11 protein-coding genes and 2 tRNA genes are annotated in these 15,116 nt (G+C 66.8%); 6 read left to right on the forward strand and 7 right to left on the reverse strand.

What is annotated here, in order from left to right; genetic code table 11:
- The first annotated feature begins 93 nt into the window (after positions 1-93).
- Together AM586_RS07590 and AM586_RS07595 are read left to right on the forward strand one after the other, a co-directional pair.
- A complete protein-coding gene (locus tag AM586_RS07590; protein ID WP_047824140.1) occupies positions 94-1,350 on the forward strand; it encodes a dienelactone hydrolase family protein in 1,257 nt (418 codons plus the stop codon).
- Between the two features lie 75 nt (positions 1,351-1,425).
- Positions 1,426-2,625 (forward strand): triacylglycerol lipase, encoded by a 1,200-nt coding sequence (locus AM586_RS07595; RefSeq protein WP_047824139.1) that lies wholly within the window; start codon positions 1,426-1,428, stop codon positions 2,623-2,625.
- Positions 2,626-2,658: 33 nt separating this feature from the next.
- Here AM586_RS07595 and AM586_RS07600 read toward each other — a convergent pair whose 3' ends face one another.
- Positions 2,659-4,572 carry a PAS domain-containing sensor histidine kinase gene (locus AM586_RS07600; RefSeq protein WP_047824137.1) on the reverse strand — a complete coding sequence of 638 codons (1,914 nt, stop codon included), beginning with the start codon at positions 4,570-4,572 and terminating at the stop codon, positions 2,659-2,661.
- 231 nt (positions 4,573-4,803) lie between these two features.
- Here AM586_RS07600 and AM586_RS07605 point away from each other — a divergent pair, with 231 nt between their 5' ends.
- A complete protein-coding gene (locus AM586_RS07605) occupies positions 4,804-7,068 on the forward strand; it encodes an ATP-binding protein (protein ID WP_047824136.1) in 2,265 nt (754 codons plus the stop codon).
- 37 nt (positions 7,069-7,105) lie between these two features.
- Positions 7,106-7,564, forward strand: a complete 459-nt coding sequence (locus tag AM586_RS07610; RefSeq protein WP_047824135.1) for a response regulator — start codon at positions 7,106-7,108, stop codon at positions 7,562-7,564.
- A 3-nt stretch (positions 7,565-7,567) separates the two neighbouring features.
- Here the strand turns inward: AM586_RS07610 and AM586_RS07615 are convergent, their stop codons facing one another.
- From AM586_RS07615 to AM586_RS07625, 3 genes are all read right to left on the reverse strand, one after another.
- Entirely contained in the window at positions 7,568-9,169 is a 1,602-nt protein-coding gene (locus AM586_RS07615; RefSeq protein WP_047824133.1) for a response regulator, read from the reverse strand.
- Between the two features lie 117 nt (positions 9,170-9,286).
- Entirely contained in the window at positions 9,287-9,631 is a 345-nt protein-coding gene (locus tag AM586_RS07620; RefSeq protein ID WP_229411094.1) for a hypothetical protein, read from the reverse strand.
- A gap of 29 nt (positions 9,632-9,660) precedes the next feature.
- Positions 9,661-11,067, reverse strand: a complete 1,407-nt coding sequence (locus AM586_RS07625; RefSeq protein ID WP_047824131.1) for an MFS transporter — start codon at positions 11,065-11,067, stop codon at positions 9,661-9,663.
- A 154-nt stretch (positions 11,068-11,221) separates the two neighbouring features.
- Here AM586_RS07625 and AM586_RS07630 point away from each other — a divergent pair, with 154 nt between their 5' ends.
- Positions 11,222-12,385, forward strand: coding sequence for a DUF418 domain-containing protein (locus tag AM586_RS07630; RefSeq protein WP_082439705.1), 1,164 nt, complete (start codon positions 11,222-11,224; stop codon positions 12,383-12,385).
- 55 nt (positions 12,386-12,440) lie between these two features.
- Here the strand turns inward: AM586_RS07630 and AM586_RS07635 are convergent.
- From AM586_RS07635 to AM586_RS07645, 3 genes are all read right to left on the reverse strand, one after another.
- Positions 12,441-12,516 (reverse strand) — tRNA-Asn (locus AM586_RS07635).
- A gap of 12 nt (positions 12,517-12,528) precedes the next feature.
- Complete coding sequence (locus tag AM586_RS07640; protein WP_047824129.1) at positions 12,529-13,665, reverse strand: acyl-coA dehydrogenase-like protein; 1,137 nt, start codon at positions 13,663-13,665, stop codon at positions 12,529-12,531.
- Positions 13,666-13,729: 64 nt separating this feature from the next.
- Positions 13,730-13,805, reverse strand: a tRNA-Asn gene (locus AM586_RS07645).
- A gap of 91 nt (positions 13,806-13,896) precedes the next feature.
- On the opposite strand from AM586_RS07645, the gene purT reads away from it, so the two are divergent.
- On the forward strand, positions 13,897-15,108 hold the full coding sequence (purT, locus tag AM586_RS07650; RefSeq protein ID WP_047824128.1) for a formate-dependent phosphoribosylglycinamide formyltransferase: 1,212 nt from the start codon (positions 13,897-13,899) through the stop codon (positions 15,106-15,108).
- Positions 15,109-15,116 lie beyond the last annotated feature (8 nt).

A 15,116-nucleotide genomic window follows, 5' to 3' on the forward strand; every position in this document is an offset into this window, starting at 1 on the left:
TCGCAAATTACCGTGCTTAGAATAAATTTATTCCGCTAAGCAATTGGTTCCCTGACGGACACAACCGTGAGGCCCGCCGTTCCAGAGTCTTCCATGTCTAGAGCACGCGCATCTGTTCGCAAACTGACCACCGCACTGATCGTCGGCCTGGCCCTGCTGCCGGGTCTGTCGGTCGAGCAAGAGTTGCAACTCGACTACAGGATCAACGAGCACATCATGCTGATCCCGGCCGGCCAGAATCACGAGGCGCGCCTGGAGACGACCGTGTTCCAGCCGAACGGTCCGGGTCCCTTCCCCCTCATCATCATCAACCACGGCAAGGATCCGGGGCACCCGAACCTGCAGCCGCGCGACCGCTTCTATCACATGGCCCACGCTTTCGTGGCGCGCGGCTACGCGGTGATGGTGCCGATGCGCCAGGGCTTCGCCAACTCGACCGGGCGCTACCGCGACCGCGGCTGCGACATGACCGCCAACGGCTACATCCAGGCCGAGGACATCCGCGCGACCCTGGAATTCGCCCGCGAACAGAAGTGGATCGACGCCGACCGCATCGTGGTGGCCGGCCAGTCCTACGGCGGCCTGGCGACGATGGCGCTGGGCACCCAGGAACTGCCGGGCGTGCGCGCCCTGCTCAACTTCGCCGGCGGCCTGCGCGACGACAGCAACAGCTGCGGCTGGCGCTCGTCGCTGGTCTCGGCCTTTGCCGAGTATGGCGCGCAGAACAAGATCCCGAGCCTGTGGATGTACGGCGCGAACGATTCGCTGTTCGGTCCGGAACTGGTGGCGCGCATGCACGACGCCTTCGAGCAGGCCGGCGGCAAGGCCCAGCTGGTCGAATACGCGGCGTTCAAGCGCGATTCGCACGGCATGCTGGCCAGCCGCGACGGCGAAAAGGTCTGGCTGGCCGACACCATGCGCTTCCTGGACCAGGTCGGCATGCCGACCAAGGTGCTGTACAAGGTGCCGGAGCCGCCGCTGCCGCAGCCGACCAATTTCGCCAGCATCGGCGACGTCGCCTCGGTGCCCTTCCTGAGCGAGAACGGCAAGCGCGCCTACGCCGAATATCTCACCAAGATGACCCCGCGCGCCTTCGCGGTGTCGCCGAGCGGCGCCTGGTGCTGGGCCGAGGAAGGCGAGGATCCGGAAGCGCGCGCCCTGGCGACCTGCTCGGCCAAGAGCGACAAGCCGTGCCGCCTGTACTCGGTCGACGAGAGCGTGGTGTGGAATCCGGACCTGGCCGAGAAGGCCGCGGTGACGGCCTCCAACACGCCGGCGCCGGCGCCAGCGACCTCAAGCGACGGCGCGGGGACTGCGCAGCTGGGCAGTACGGCTGTGGTGGCGAACTAAATCGAGCTAGCGCAAACTCCGCCCGGGAGTCCAATTCGACAATGTAGCGTCCGCCACCCATGCCGGGAGAGCTGCATGTCGCCAATCAAGAAGATCTGCGCCCGCGCGCTGCTGGCCCTGGGCTGCACGCTGGGCGCCGCCAACGCCGGGGCCGCCAACAACGATCCGGTCGTGCTGGTCCACGGCTTCCTCGGCTTCGGCCCGGACAGCTATCCCGGCAACGGCTTCCTGTACTGGGGCGGTTACCACGACATCGCCGCCCGCATGCAGCTTTACAAGGGGCCGCATGCGGTCTACACCGCCGGGGTCGGCGCGATCAGCTCGAACTGGGACCGCGCCGCCGAGCTGTACGCCCAGATCAAGGGCGGCTGCGTCGACTACGGCGCCACCCACGTCGCCCGCTACGGCTATCCGGGCCAGCCACAAAAGCCGGACGGCAAGTGCTGGGCCGCCGATCCGAACGACAATCCGCACGGCTATCCGCTCGCCTTCTACCCGCAATGGGATGCGCGGCACCCGGTCCACCTGATCGGCCACAGCCAGGGCGGCACCACGATCCGCGCCCTGGTCCAGTTACTCGAACACGGTTCGCCGGACGGCGACGAAGGCGGCGGCGAGCTCTACCGGGGCGGCAAGACCGGCTGGGTCAGGAGCGTGGTGACGATCTCGGCGCCGCACAACGGCACCACCCTGCGCGACGCCGTGCTGGACGTCCTGCCGAACCTGCGCAGCCCGCTGCGCGACAATTTCGACCAGCGCCTGGCGCACTGGGAACTGGCGCCGGACGGCGCACGCGAATTCAACCGCTGGGCGCAAACCTCGCCCTCGGTCTACTGGTTTTCGGTGGCGACGCGCGCAACCGTGGCCGGGGCCTGGTGCTGCAACGGCAGCGACCGCGTGCTGGCGCCCGTCCAGAGCAGCCGGTTCCAGTACCCGCGCGAGGACATGATCCCCTACTTCAAGCTGTTCGCGGGCGAGTTCATCGCGGGTTCGCTGGCGCAGCCGGGCATGGGTTCCTATACCCAGTCGGCGCGCGGCCGGGTGCGCATCGACAGCAGCTGGTTCGCCAGCGACGGCGTGGTCAACACGGTCAGCATGCGTGCCCCCGACGGCCATCCGGTGCGCGACTACGACGGCACGGCGGTGAAAGGCAGCTGGAACTTCCTCGGCACCTACGAAGGCTACGACCACTTCGACATCCTGAACTGGCCGAACCCGGGGCCGTCGGCGGATCCGGTCTACGACCGCATCTGCGACATCATTTTCGGATTGTGACGGCATGGTGGGCACGGGGTGCCCACCCTGGGTTTACATCGCCGACCGCAGCGTGCGCGCCAGGTCCGACAGGCGGTAAGGCTTGTTGACGAAGGCGAACTCGCTCAGGTCCTTGCCGTGGCGCTGCTTGAGCGCCGGCAGCGGATAGCCGGACGCCAGCATGATCTTGGTGTCCGGATAGTGGGCGCGCGTATAGCTGGCCAGTTCGATCCCGTCCATCCCGTTCGGCATGACCACGTCGGTGAACAGGATGTCGACGTCGCGCTGCTCCATCAGGTCGATCGCCTCGCGGCCGCTGGATGCGGTCACCACGTCGTAGCCCATGCTGGTGAACAGCGAGGCCGCGACGTCCATCAGGTCCGGCTCGTCCTCGACGATCAGCACGCGCTCGATGTGCGGGCGGCGGTCCTCCAGCGCATCGGACACCACCGCCGGCAGGTAGATCGCGATCGTGGTGCCCTCGCCCGGCGTGCTCTCGATGACGACGTCGCCGTCCGACTGCTTGATGAAGCCGTACACCTGGGACAGGCCCAGGCCGGTGCCCTTGCCCACTTCCTTGGTGGTGAAGAAGGGTTCGAAGGCGCGCGACACCACCTGGGGCGGCATGCCGGTGCCGGTGTCGGCGACCGTGATGCGCACGTAGTCGCCGGCCGGCAGGCTGCCGGCCTGGTGATGCCGTTCGAGCGTGACGTTGCGGGTCGCGATGACGATGCGGCCGCCGTCCGGCATGGCGTCGCGCGCGTTCACGACCAGGTTCAGCAGCGCCGATTCGAGGCGCGCGCTGTCGATGACGGCGCTGTGCGCCTTGCGGTCGAGGTCGACCTCGAACTCGATGCTGGCATTGCCGGCGCGCCGCAGCACCGGTTCGAAGCCGGTGATGATGCGGTTCAGGTTGCGGGTTTCGGCCTGCAGCGGCTGCTGGCGCGCGAAGGCCAGCAGCTGCTGGGTCAGGCGCGCGCCGCGGTCGACCGCGCGCCGCATGCTTTCGATGGTGCGGGTGTCGCCGGTCTCGCCGCGCTGCAGGGCCAGCACTTCGAGGCCGCTCGACAGCACCGACAGCAGATTGTTGAAGTCGTGCGCGACGCCGCCGGTGAGCTGGCCGATCGATTCCATCTTCTGGGCCTGGTACAGCGCGGCATTCGCGGCTTCCAGGGCCTCGGCGGCGCGCTTTTTCTCGGTCAGGTCGCGCGTGATCTTGGCGAAGCCGACCAGCTGCCCCGCGTCGTCGTGGACGGCGTCGATGATCACGTGGGCCCAGAAGCGGGTGCCGTCCTTGCGCACGCGCCAGCCCTCGGCCTCGAAGCGCCCGGCGCTGGCGGCGGTGGACAGCGCGCGCTTGGGCACGCCGGCGGCCTGCTCTTCGGCCGTGTAGAAGCGCGAGAAATGGCTGCCGACGATCTCGGCAAAGGCGTAGCCCTTGATGCGCTCGGCGCCCGAATTCCAGTTGGTGACCACGCCTTCCGGCGACAGCATGTAGATCGCGTAGTCGGTCACGCCCTGCACCAGCAGGCGGAAGCGCTGTTCGCTCTCGCGCAGCTTGTCCTCGGCCTTCTTGCGCTCGGTGACGTCGCGGGTCACCTTGGCGAAGCCGAGCAGGACCCCGTCCTCGTTGTAGATCGGGTCGATGACGACGTGGGCCCAGAAGCGCGTCCCGTCCTTGCGCACGCGCCAGCCTTCCGACTCGTACTTCCCTTCCTTGAGGGCGGTCGCCAGGGCGCGCGCCGGCAAGCCGGTGGCGCGGTCCTCGTCGGTATAGAAGCGCGAAAAATGCTCGCCCAGAATTTCCTGCGCGACGTAGCCCTTGAACCGGTTCGCACCGGCATTCCAGCTGCTCACGTGACCCTGCGGATCGAGCATGTAGATCGCATAGTCGTTGATGCCGGAGATCAGGTATTGGTAACGCCGCTCATCCGACAGGACTTTTTCAGGCTGCATGTGTTCGCTCATGGCTAGGCACTCGTGTCCAGATGCACGAATTTATTGATCCAAATCCATTTAATCATACACGCTCACCGTCTGCCTTGCCTTGCGCACGCCGCGGTGAGTTCACATCGCAACATTGTAAATACCGTTGTGTTCGCGCTGCATCGCAAGATTGTTAAAAGCCTAAATGAGGGCACGCTTGCCATTCAATGTAAAATGGCGGGCTTGCAATTAACGTTCTTGAGCGCTCAGTACATGACTTCTGCCCCATCCGTTCCGGAACTCGACCTCTCTGCCTGCGACAGGGAGCCGATTCGCACGCCCGGCAGTATCCAGCCGCATGGTTTCTTGCTGACGCTGTCGGGTGAACTGGAGGTACTACAGGCGAGCGCGAACCTTGGCGACTGGACCGGCGTTCCGGCCGGTTCGGCAATTGGCCGTCCCCTTGCCGAAGCCATCGGCGAAGCGGCCGCCCAATGCCTGGCGCCGGAGCTGGCCGCGGGTCCGGGAGCGAAGCTGGGCGCCCGTCCGTATTACGTCGGCACCATCACTGCCGCGAACGGCCGCCATTTCGACGTCCTCGGCCATCGTTGGGACGCGCTGACGATCCTCGAGTTCGAACCGACCGAACGCGCCGCGCCGGCCGACTTCCGCCAGCTGTATTCGCTGATCGGCGACTTCCTGCAGAAAGTCAACGGCGCGGAATGCGTGGAATCCCTGGCTGCGCTGGCCTGTCAGCACGTGCGCTCGGTCATCGGTTTCGGCCGCGTCCTGGTCTACCAGTTCGACCGCGACGGTCATGGCCACGTGATGGCGGAAGCGAAGCAGGAGGACTATGCATCCTACCTGGGCCAGCATTTCCCGGCGTCGGACATTCCGGCGCAGGCGCGCCAACTGTATGCGCTGTCGCCGATCCGCCTGATCCAGGACGCCAATTACACGCCGGCGCCGCTGGTCCCGGCCCTGAATCCGCTGACCGGCAAGCCGAACGACCTGTCGTTCGCGGTACTGCGCAGCGTTTCGCCGGTCCACCTGCAGTACATGCGCAATATGCATACGATGGCGTCGATGTCGGTATCGCTGATGGTCAAGGGCCAGTTGTGGGGCATCATCTCCTGCCACAACGAAGATCCGTCGCCGGTGCCGTTCGAGCAGCGCACCGCCTGCGAGCAGCTGGCCCAGCTCCTGGCGCTGTGCATCGAGTCGCGCGAGGACGCCCGCGAGCTGAGCTTCCGCCTGGAAGTGCGCCGCATCATGGTGTCGATGCTGGCCGGCCTCAGCCAGGGCAACGATTTCGTCGAGAACCTGTCGAACGTGTTCCCGGAGCTGTTGCGCTTCGCGCGCGCCAGCGGCGTCGCGGTGGTGGTCGACGAACGCGTGCTGACCTTCGGCGACGCCCCGGAGCAGGCAGAGCTTCTCGAGCTGGTCGACTGGCTGGCTGCGCACGACCATGGCGACGTCTACCATACCGACAAGCTGTCCGCCGCCTGGCCCGGCGGCGAAAAAATGATCCGCAACGCTAGCGGCCTGCTGGCGATGCCGCTGTCGCGCATCCACAAGAACTATCTGCTGTGGTTCCGCCCCGAGTTCGTGCATACGATCGAATGGGCCGGCAACCCGCACGACAAGATCGCGCAGGCAGCCGCCGCCGGAATTGCACTGCAGCTTTCGCCGCGCACCAGCTTCGAAGCCTGGCGCGAGACCATTCATGGCACCAGCGTGCCCTGGCATAGCGGCGAGATCGAGCTGGCGGTGGAGTTCCGCGCCGCGCTGCTGGGCATTGTCCTCGAACGCGCCGAGCAGATGGCCGAACTGGCCGAGGAACTGACCCGCTCCAACAAGGAGCTGGAAGCCTTTTCCTACTCGGTGTCGCATGACCTGCGCGCACCGCTGCGTCACATCGTCGGCTTTGCCGACCTCCTGATCGAATCGGCCGGCAGCGAGAACGGGCAGCAGCGCCAGCGATTCCTCGGCAATATCAAGGAAGCCGCGCGCCTGGCCGGCAAGCTGGTCGACGACCTGCTGTCGTTCTCGCAGATGGGCCGCGCCTCGCTGCGCCCGACCGATGTCGACATGGGCGACCTGGTGGCCGCCTGCATCGACAAGCTGGCGCTGGAAACGCAGGGCCGCAACATCGAATGGAAGATCGACCCGCTGCCGCAGGTGCATGCCGACCCGACCTTCCTGCACCTGGCGATGTTCAACCTGCTGTCCAACGCAGTGAAGTTCACCGGCCAGCGCGACCCGGCCGTGATCAGCGTCAGCTTCGAGGACGCCCCCAACGAGACCGTGTTCCACGTCGCCGACAATGGCGCCGGCTTCAATATGGACTACGTCCACAAGCTGTTCGGCGTATTCCAGCGCCTGCATCGCATGGAAGACTTCCAGGGCACCGGCATCGGCCTGGCGAACGTGCGCCGCATCGTCGAGCGCCATCATGGCCGGGTGTGGGCGAAGTCAGTCCAGGGCGAAGGCGCGACCTTCTCCTTTGCAATTCCGAAACATGTACCAGACACCTGAATTAACCGAATTTACCGATCGAATCCTGAAAGAACGCATGCTCAAGCCCATCCTGCTTGTCGAAGACAATCCCAACGACCTGGAGCTGACGCTGATCGCGCTGTCGAAGAGCCAGCTCGCCAACCAGGTGATCGTCGTGCGCGACGGCGCCGAGGCGCTCGACTACCTGCACCGGCGTGGCGAACACGCCGGGCGCGCGGCCGGCAACCCGGCGGTCGTGCTGCTCGACCTCAAGCTGCCGAAGGTCGACGGCCTCGAAGTGCTGAAGGAAATCCGCGAGACCCCCGCCCTGAAACCCCTGCCGGTGGTGATGCTGACCTCGTCGAAGGAAGAACAGGACCTGGTGCGCAGCTACGAGCTGGGCGTGAACGCCTACGTGGTCAAGCCGGTCGACTTCACCGAATTCGTGCGCGCGATCGCCGACCTCGGGATCTTCTGGGCGGTGCTGAACGAACCGCCGCCGGGTTCCCACAAGGTCATCAAGCAGGCCAAGTAAGGCTCACGCCGCGCGCCGGCGCAGCAGATGGCGGATGCGCGCGCTGAGCGCGTCCGGATGGTAGGGTTTCTGCAGCAGGTTGATGTTCGCTTCCAGCTTGCCCTCGTGCGCCAGCACGCCTTCCGCATAGCCCGAGGTGTACAGGATCTGGGCGTGCGGCAGCAGGGCGCGCACGGTTTCGCCGAGCTGCAGGCTGCTGACCGGTCCCGGCATGATGACGTCGCTGAACACCAGGTCGATCTCTTCGCCGCTCTCCACGATCGCCTTCGCCACCGCCGCATCGGGCGCCTCCAGCACCCGGTAGCCGAGCGCCGACAGGATGCCGCAGGTGGCGCTGCGCACGTCTTCCTCGTCCTCGACCACCAGGATGGTTTCGGGGCCGCCCAATAGCGGCGCCGCCGCCACGTCCTCGAACGCCGTCGGCTCGGATTCGCTGCGCGGCAGCCAGATGCTCACGCTGGTGCCCTTGCCCGGCTCGCTCTGCAGCACGATCTCGCCGCCCGACTGCTTCACGAAACCATAGGCCATCGACAGGCCCAGGCCGGTGCCCTGCCCGGTCGGCTTGGTGGTGAAGAAGGGCTCGAAGGCGCGCTCCAGCACGTCCGCCGGCATGCCCTTGCCGGTATCAAGGATCTCGATCATCACGTAGCGGCCGGCTTCCAGCGACGGCGGCAGTGCGTCGTCCGGCCCCCTGTTGGCGGCGCGGATGGTAAGCGTGCCGCTGCCGGCCATCGCGTCGCGCGCATTGATGGCCAGGTTCAGCAGGACGTTGTTGAGCTGGTTCGGATCGACCAGGGTGCTGCCAAGGCGGTGCTCGATCTCGGTGACGACGCGCGCGCGCGGCCCCAGCACCCGGCGCATCATGTCTTCCATCTCGCGCAGCAGGTGGCCGGGGTTGATCACCACCGCCTGCAAGGGCTGGCGGCGGGCAAAGGCCAGCAGGTGCGAGGACAGCTTGGCGCCGCGCTCGACGCCGGCCAGCGCCATGTCGACGCGCGCCTTGCCGGCCTCGTTCAGGTTGCCGACCAGCTTCAGGAGCTGCAGGTTGCCCCCGATGATCTGCAGCACGTTGTTGAAGTCGTGCGCCACGCCGCCGGTGAGCTGGCCGATCGCTTCCATCTTCTGGGCCTGGAACAGCGCCGACTGGCTGGCCGCGAGCTGCTCCTGGCTGTGGCGCAGCGAGACGAAGGCGTCGTCGCGCTGGCGCCGGGCGATGAAGGCGTCGCTGTGGTAACGCACGCGCGCCACCAGTTCGCGCGGGTCCGGCCATTTCACCAGGTAGTCGTTGGCGCCCACCGCGAAGGCCTTGGCCTTGATGTCCGGATCGTCTTCCGAGGACAGCACGATCACGGGAATGTGTTCGGTGTCGCGGTTGGCGCGCAGGCGCCGCGTGACTTCCAGGCCGTCGATCTCCGGCATGCGCAGGTCGACCAGCACCACCGTGGCGCCGATCTCCCTGGCCAGCTCGACCGCCATCTCCGGCCGGCTCGCAAAGCGCAGCACATGCGGCGAACAGGCTTTCAGGCCATGCGAGATGATGTCTTCGGCAAAAGGCTCGTCGTCGATGAGGAGAACGGAACAGGCGCTGGATTCGTCTTGGGTCATTGCAACTGCGGCGGCATCGGTGGTGGGGGGGAAACGCGAATTGCAAAATCTTAAGATTTGATTTTACATCATTTCCTATATGGACGATGCCGTTTCCGCCGCCAGCAGCACAGGCCTTCAGCGCCGGCCTTGTTTCTTGTTGGCCGTGAAGGTGCGGGTGTAGAACCCGGGCGGCTTCTTCGCCACCCAGCCGATGAAGGACTGGATGTCCTCGTGGCCCTGCAACGCTTCCCAGGTGTGATAGGCGCGCAGCAGCTCACGCTCCGAGAAGGTCGCATGGATCTTCCGGTGGCAGATCTTGTGGATCGGGAACTGCTCCTTGCCCTTGAAGGTCTTCGGCACCAGGTGGTGCCGGTCGATGTTGACGGTGCCCAGCGGCCGGCCGCACAAGGGGCACGCGGCCTCATCGGCAGGGACGTCGGAAGCCTCGGGAAGATCGGGAATGCGGGTGCGGCGCGCCATCCCTCTCATATCGAGGCGGGCGCCGCCTTTTAAAGGTCGTGCGCCGGCTCGGCCACCATCAGGCGCGAGAAGCTGGCGATGCTGGCGGCGGCGGCGAAGACCGCCGCGATCGCGATCGCGTACCAGGTGCCGCGCAGGTAGAACATGGTCAGGCAGAAGGCCACCAGCGCGGCCCCTAGCGACTGGCCGACCAGGCGCGCGGTCGCCACCATGCCGCTCGCGCTGCCGCTGCGCGAAGGCGGCGCGCTGGCCATGATCGCCTTCACGTTCGGCGCCTGGAAGAAACCGAAACCGATGCCGCACACGGCCATGCGCCAGCCGATGTCCAGTGCCGAGGGCGATGCCGGCATGCCCAGCAGCAGGGCCAGGCCGGCCGCCAGGATCGCCAGGCCGACGCCGCCCAGCAGGCCCGGCGAATAACGGTCGCTGAGGCGCCCCGCCACCGGCGCCATCACGCCGACCATCACCGGCCACGGGGTCAGCAGGAAGCCGGTCTCGACCGGCGTGCGGCCCAGCTGGCTCTCGAAATAGAAGGGCAGCGCGACGAAGGCCAGCGCCTGCGCCGCGAAGGTGCAGACCGCGGTCAGGGTCGACAGCGTGAACAGCGGCAGGCGGAACAGGTCGACCGGCAGCAGCGGCGCCGGGTGCCCCTTCTGGCGGCGCAGCAGCAGGACGAAGAAGACCAGCGCGATCACGATTTCCGGCAGCAGCGTGCGCATGCCGACGCGGTGGGCGGCGTCGCCCAGCGCCAGGATCGCCATGCCGAAGGCGGCCACGTTGTACAGGCCGGCGAGGCCGTCGACCTTGTGGCTGGCGCGGCCGGTCTCCGGCAGCGCCTTGCGCGACAGGAAGAAACCGAGGATGCCGGGGATGACGTTGATGCCGAACAGCCATTCCCACGAGGAGGTGGCGAGGATCACGGACGCCAGGCTCGGGCCGAGCGCAAAGCCGATCGCCACCACCAGCGCATTGTTGCCGAAGCCGCGCCCGTGCAGCCGCGCCGGATACACGGCGCGGATCAGGGCCGAGTTCACGCCCATCAGCATCGCCGCGCCCAGCCCCTGGAACAGGCGCCCCACGATCAGCATCGGCAGCGACCACGCCAGCGCGCAGGCCAGCGAGGCCGCCGTGAACAGGGCCATGCCGCCGATGTAGACGCGCTTGTAGCCGATGGTCTCGCCCAGCGCCGCCACCGGCAGCAGGGTCGCGACCATCGCCAGCTGGTAGGCGTTCACGATCCAGACCGAATTCGCGGGCGTCGCGTGCAGCTGGTCGGCCATCGCGGGCAGCGCGGTGTTGGCAATCGCGGTATCCAGCGCCGACATGCCGACACCCAGCGACAGCACGAGCACGGCCCAGATCAGCTGCGCGCCGCTCAAACCGTCGACCGGCACATTGGCTTGCTTGTAAGTACTTGTATTGACTGGGGTTTTCATGCGCGGCCCGGAGTAAAGGAAAGATTATAGGAGGGCCGGGCGAAGTCTGCTGGAGAGGGGCGAAAAGCATCGGCGCCAAATCGCGCCGGCAAGATCCCGGCCCGCCGGCTGGGGACGGGTGTAGAGTGTCTGCAAATAAACACGATTGCACTGCATGGCCAATACGAGCGCTGAGCGTACTCATCGACAAATACCTTCCACACCGGGCGCGACCGATGCCGGCCAGCGTGTCGAATCGATCGATATCCTGCGCGGCATCGCCTTATTCGGCGTCCTGGCAGTCAATTTGCTGACCGAATTCCGCGTCTCGATCTTCGCCCAGTTCACGGATGCCGCCGAGCCGGCGGCGCTGGACCGGGCCGTGATGAACATCGTGCACCATGCGCTGGAACTGAAGGCCTTCGCCCTGTTTTCCTTCCTGTTCGGCGTGGGGCTGGCGATGCAGTACGAGCGCCTGTCGGCTACCGGAAAGCCGCTCTACTGGCTGACGCGCCGCCTGCTCGTCCTGCTCGTCCTTGGCCTCGTGCATCTGCTGCTGATCTGGAACGGCGACATCCTGACCGAATATGCGCTGGCGGGCCTGATCGCCTTGCCCCTGCTGCAGGCATCGCGCCGGGTGCTGGCGCTGGCGGCAGCGGGGCTGTTTGCCGCGTACCTGGCCTTGCCCACGCTGCCGCTGCACCCGTGGCCGGATCCGGACTGGATCGCGCGGCATGTCGGGCAGGCAAACGCGGTATATGGCGGCGGGAACTGGTTCCAGGTGATGCGCTTCAGCCTGCGGGAACTTCCCTTCCTGCTGCCCTTGCACGTCTATATCTTCCCGCGAACGCTAGGCTTGTTCGTTCTCGGCATGCTGGCCTGGCGCAGCGGGCTGTTTGCCGGCGGCGCCAGGCGCAAGGCGGCGCTGGCGCGCCTGGGCTGGGCGCTGGGAATTGCCGGCATGACGCTCGCCCTGGCGGATGAGAACCGCTTGTCGCAACTGGCGCCGGTCTGCCTGGCGCTGGCGTTTGCAGCGCTGGTCGTGTACGCCGTCCACTACACCGCGAGCCGCGCCCTGCTCCGGATGTTTTCCGCCATCGGCCGCATGGCCTTCACCAACTATATTGCGCAGTCGCTCGTCTTCGGCTGGATTTTTTTCGGCTATGGACTGGGCCAATTCGGCCGCCTGCCTGCGGCGCCGGTGCTCGCGCTGGGCATTGCCGTGTACGCCATACAAATACAGCTGAGCATGGTCTGGCTGCGCCATCATCGCTTCGGCCCGATCGAATGGTTGTGGCGAACCCTGATGTATGGCAGGCGGCAAGCGATGCGGCGATAAACATGACTGACAATGAAAAAGGGCCGCAGCTTGCGCATGCGGCCCCTCCATATTCTGGCTCCCCGACCTGGACTCGAACCAGGGACCTGCGGATTAACAGTCCGTCGCTCTACCGACTGAGCTATCAGGGAATTGAAGCCGTATTATAGCTGCATAGTTGCCGTTTGACCAGAGTCCGCGCGCGGCATCAGCAAGGCGTGCTGCGACGCGGTGTGGAAATCGCGCCAGACGCGGTTGATCTCGCTGTCTTCGCGCGCCGCGTACAGGCCGCAGTAGGGGTACAGGGTATCGACGGCGCGGCGCGAAGCGGCCACCCATTCCACCGACAGGGCCTCCATCTGCGCCGCCTCCTCGTCGCTGACCGGCGCGCCGGCCGCCGCCCGCGCCCAGGTCGCGTCCAGGCACGCGTAGAAGCGCGCGCGGACATCCTCCAGTTGCGCACGCGCGCCCTCCAGCAGCGCGCGCACGGCCGGCACCTCGATCAAAGGTTCGCCCGCGCCGCCGAAGCGGTTGCGGCGCCGCGCGATGCATTCGGCCGCCAGCTCGACGAAGTGAGCCGCCATGCCGGCCACGTTGGCCGACAGCGTGACGAAGGCGAAGGCCATGAAAGGGAAACGGTACAGCGGCCCCTGCTCCTTCGCGCGCGCCGGATCGATGGCGAAGCCGTGCTCCGCACCCACCCACTTGTCCTGCACACGGTAGGCGTGGGAAGCGGTGGCGCGCAGGCCGATGCTGCGCCAGTTCGGCACCAGCTCGACCAGCGCAGCCGGCACCACGAAGGCCTGGATGCGCGGCTGGCCGGCCTCGTCGAGCAGCGGGCGGCCGTTTTCGCGCAGGATCGCGTTGAAGGTGAAGTGGGTCGCCATCGGCGCGCCGCTGGCGTAGTCCCACAGGCCGGTGATGCGCCAGCCCGCCTGTTCCCGATCTTCGCGGTCGGCGTAGCCGGTCGGTGCGCCGCTGCCGGCCAGGCAGACCTCCGGCGTCGCCAGGATCGCGCGCGCCAGGCCCGGATCCAGGAAGCCGGCGAACCAGCCGGCGCCGGCGCACAGGGTCACGGTCCAGCCCATGCTGCCGTCGAGGCGGGCGATCGCTTCTTCCAGGCGCACGACGTCCGGCAGCGCCGCTTCCGGGCCGCCGACGCTGCGCGGGGCCAGCATGCGCAGCCAGCCGCGCGCGTGGATCAGGGCCTGCTGTTCCGGGCGCAGCCAGCCTTCGGCATCGGCCTGGGCGGCGTGGGCGACGACAAGGGCGGCATCGTGTTCGGCGGGTGCGGAGATCATGGTTTGGCCTGGAAACGAAAAAGGCCGCTTCAGTGAAGCGGCCTTTGGCGTACTACTTGAATTCTGGCTCCCCGACCTGGACTCGAACCAGGGACCTGCGGATTAACAGTCCGTCGCTCTACCGACTGAGCTATCAGGGAATTGAGGCACGCATTATAACCGCTGGAAGAAATCCGGCAAGGATTTTTTATTTTGTTATAGTGCTCGCTTCCCTCCTCACCTTCTACAGCAATGACGCAAGCACCCATCCTCGGCACCCCACTCTCCCCTTCCGCCACCAAAGTGATGCTGCTCGGCTCCGGCGAGCTCGGCAAGGAAGTGATCATTTCCCTGCAGCGCCTCGGCATCGAAGTGATCGCCGTCGACCGCTACCCGGATGCGCCGGGCCACCAGGTCGCGCACCGCGCCCACGTGATCGACATGACCGACGGCGAGGCCCTGGGCGCGCTGATCGCGCAGGAGCGGCCCGACCTGGTCGTGCCGGAGATCGAGGCGATCGCCACCGACAAGCTGGCCGAGCTGGAAGCCGCGGGCGTCATCACTTGCATCCCGACCGCGCGCGCCGCGCAGCTGACCATGAACCGCGAAGGCATCCGCCGCCTGGCCGCCGAAGAGCTGGGCCTGGCGACCTCGCCCTACCGCTTCGCCAGCAGCCTCGACGAGCTGAAGGCCGCCTGCGCCGAGATCGGCTTTCCGAACGTGGTGAAGCCGGTGATGTCGTCCTCGGGCAAGGGCCAGTCGAAGCTGGACAGCGCCGACGACGTCGAGAACGCCTGGAACCACGCCGCCGCCGGCGGACGCGTCGATGCCGGCCGCGTGATCGTCGAGGGCTTCATCGACTTCGATTACGAGATCACCCTGCTGACCGTGCGCGCCACGAACGGCAACGGCGAGATCGCGACCCAGTTCTGCGAGCCGATCGGCCACAAGCAGGTGCACGGCGACTACGTCGAATCCTGGCAGCCGCAGCCGATGAGCCCGCGCGCCCTCGAGAGCGCGCGCGAGATCGCCAGCAAGGTCACGGCCAGCCTGGGCGGCCGCGGCGTGTTCGGCGTCGAGCTGTTCGTGAAGGGCGACATGGTGTGGTTCTCGGAAGTCAGCCCGCGCCCGCACGACACCGGCATGGTGACCATGGCAACCCAGGTGCAGAGCGAATTCGAGCTGCACGCGAAGGCCATCCTCGGCCTGCCGGTGAACACCGAGCTGCGCGCGCCGGGCGCTTCCGCGGTGATCTACGGGCAGCTGGACGAAGCCGGCATCGCCTTCGAAGGCGTGGCGGAAGCGCTGCGCGTGCCGGGCTCGGACATCCGCCTGTTCGGCAAGCCGGAATCCTTCAGCCGCCGCCGCATGGGCGTGGCGCTGGCGACCGCGCCGGACATCGACACGGCGCGCCATCGTGCGCTGGAAGCGGCCGGCAAGGTCAGGCCGGTGCCGGGCAAGTAATCAGGCCA

Source organism: Massilia sp. WG5, assembly GCF_001412595.2.
Lineage (GTDB): Bacteria > Pseudomonadota > Gammaproteobacteria > Burkholderiales > Burkholderiaceae_D > Telluria.

What these genes read in the sequence shown, in the direction of transcription:
- AM586_RS07590 (WP_047824140.1), top strand. Translation starts at nt 94, where the DNA reads ATGTCTAGAGCACGCGCATCTGTTCGCAAACTGACCACCGCACTGATC.
- AM586_RS07595 (WP_047824139.1), top strand. Translation starts at nt 1,426, where the DNA reads ATGTCGCCAATCAAGAAGATCTGCGCCCGCGCGCTGCTGGCCCTGGGC.
- AM586_RS07600 (WP_047824137.1), bottom strand. Translation starts at nt 4,572, where the DNA reads ATGAGCGAACACATGCAGCCTGAAAAAGTCCTGTCGGATGAGCGGCGT.
- AM586_RS07605 (WP_047824136.1), top strand. Translation starts at nt 4,804, where the DNA reads ATGACTTCTGCCCCATCCGTTCCGGAACTCGACCTCTCTGCCTGCGAC.
- AM586_RS07610 (WP_047824135.1), top strand. Translation starts at nt 7,106, where the DNA reads ATGCTCAAGCCCATCCTGCTTGTCGAAGACAATCCCAACGACCTGGAG.
- AM586_RS07615 (WP_047824133.1), bottom strand. Translation starts at nt 9,169, where the DNA reads ATGACCCAAGACGAATCCAGCGCCTGTTCCGTTCTCCTCATCGACGAC.
- AM586_RS07620 (WP_229411094.1), bottom strand. Translation starts at nt 9,631, where the DNA reads ATGGCGCGCCGCACCCGCATTCCCGATCTTCCCGAGGCTTCCGACGTC.
- AM586_RS07625 (WP_047824131.1), bottom strand. Translation starts at nt 11,067, where the DNA reads ATGAAAACCCCAGTCAATACAAGTACTTACAAGCAAGCCAATGTGCCG.
- AM586_RS07630 (WP_082439705.1), top strand. Translation starts at nt 11,222, where the DNA reads ATGGCCAATACGAGCGCTGAGCGTACTCATCGACAAATACCTTCCACA.
- AM586_RS07640 (WP_047824129.1), bottom strand. Translation starts at nt 13,665, where the DNA reads ATGATCTCCGCACCCGCCGAACACGATGCCGCCCTTGTCGTCGCCCAC.
- purT (WP_047824128.1), top strand. Translation starts at nt 13,897, where the DNA reads ATGACGCAAGCACCCATCCTCGGCACCCCACTCTCCCCTTCCGCCACC.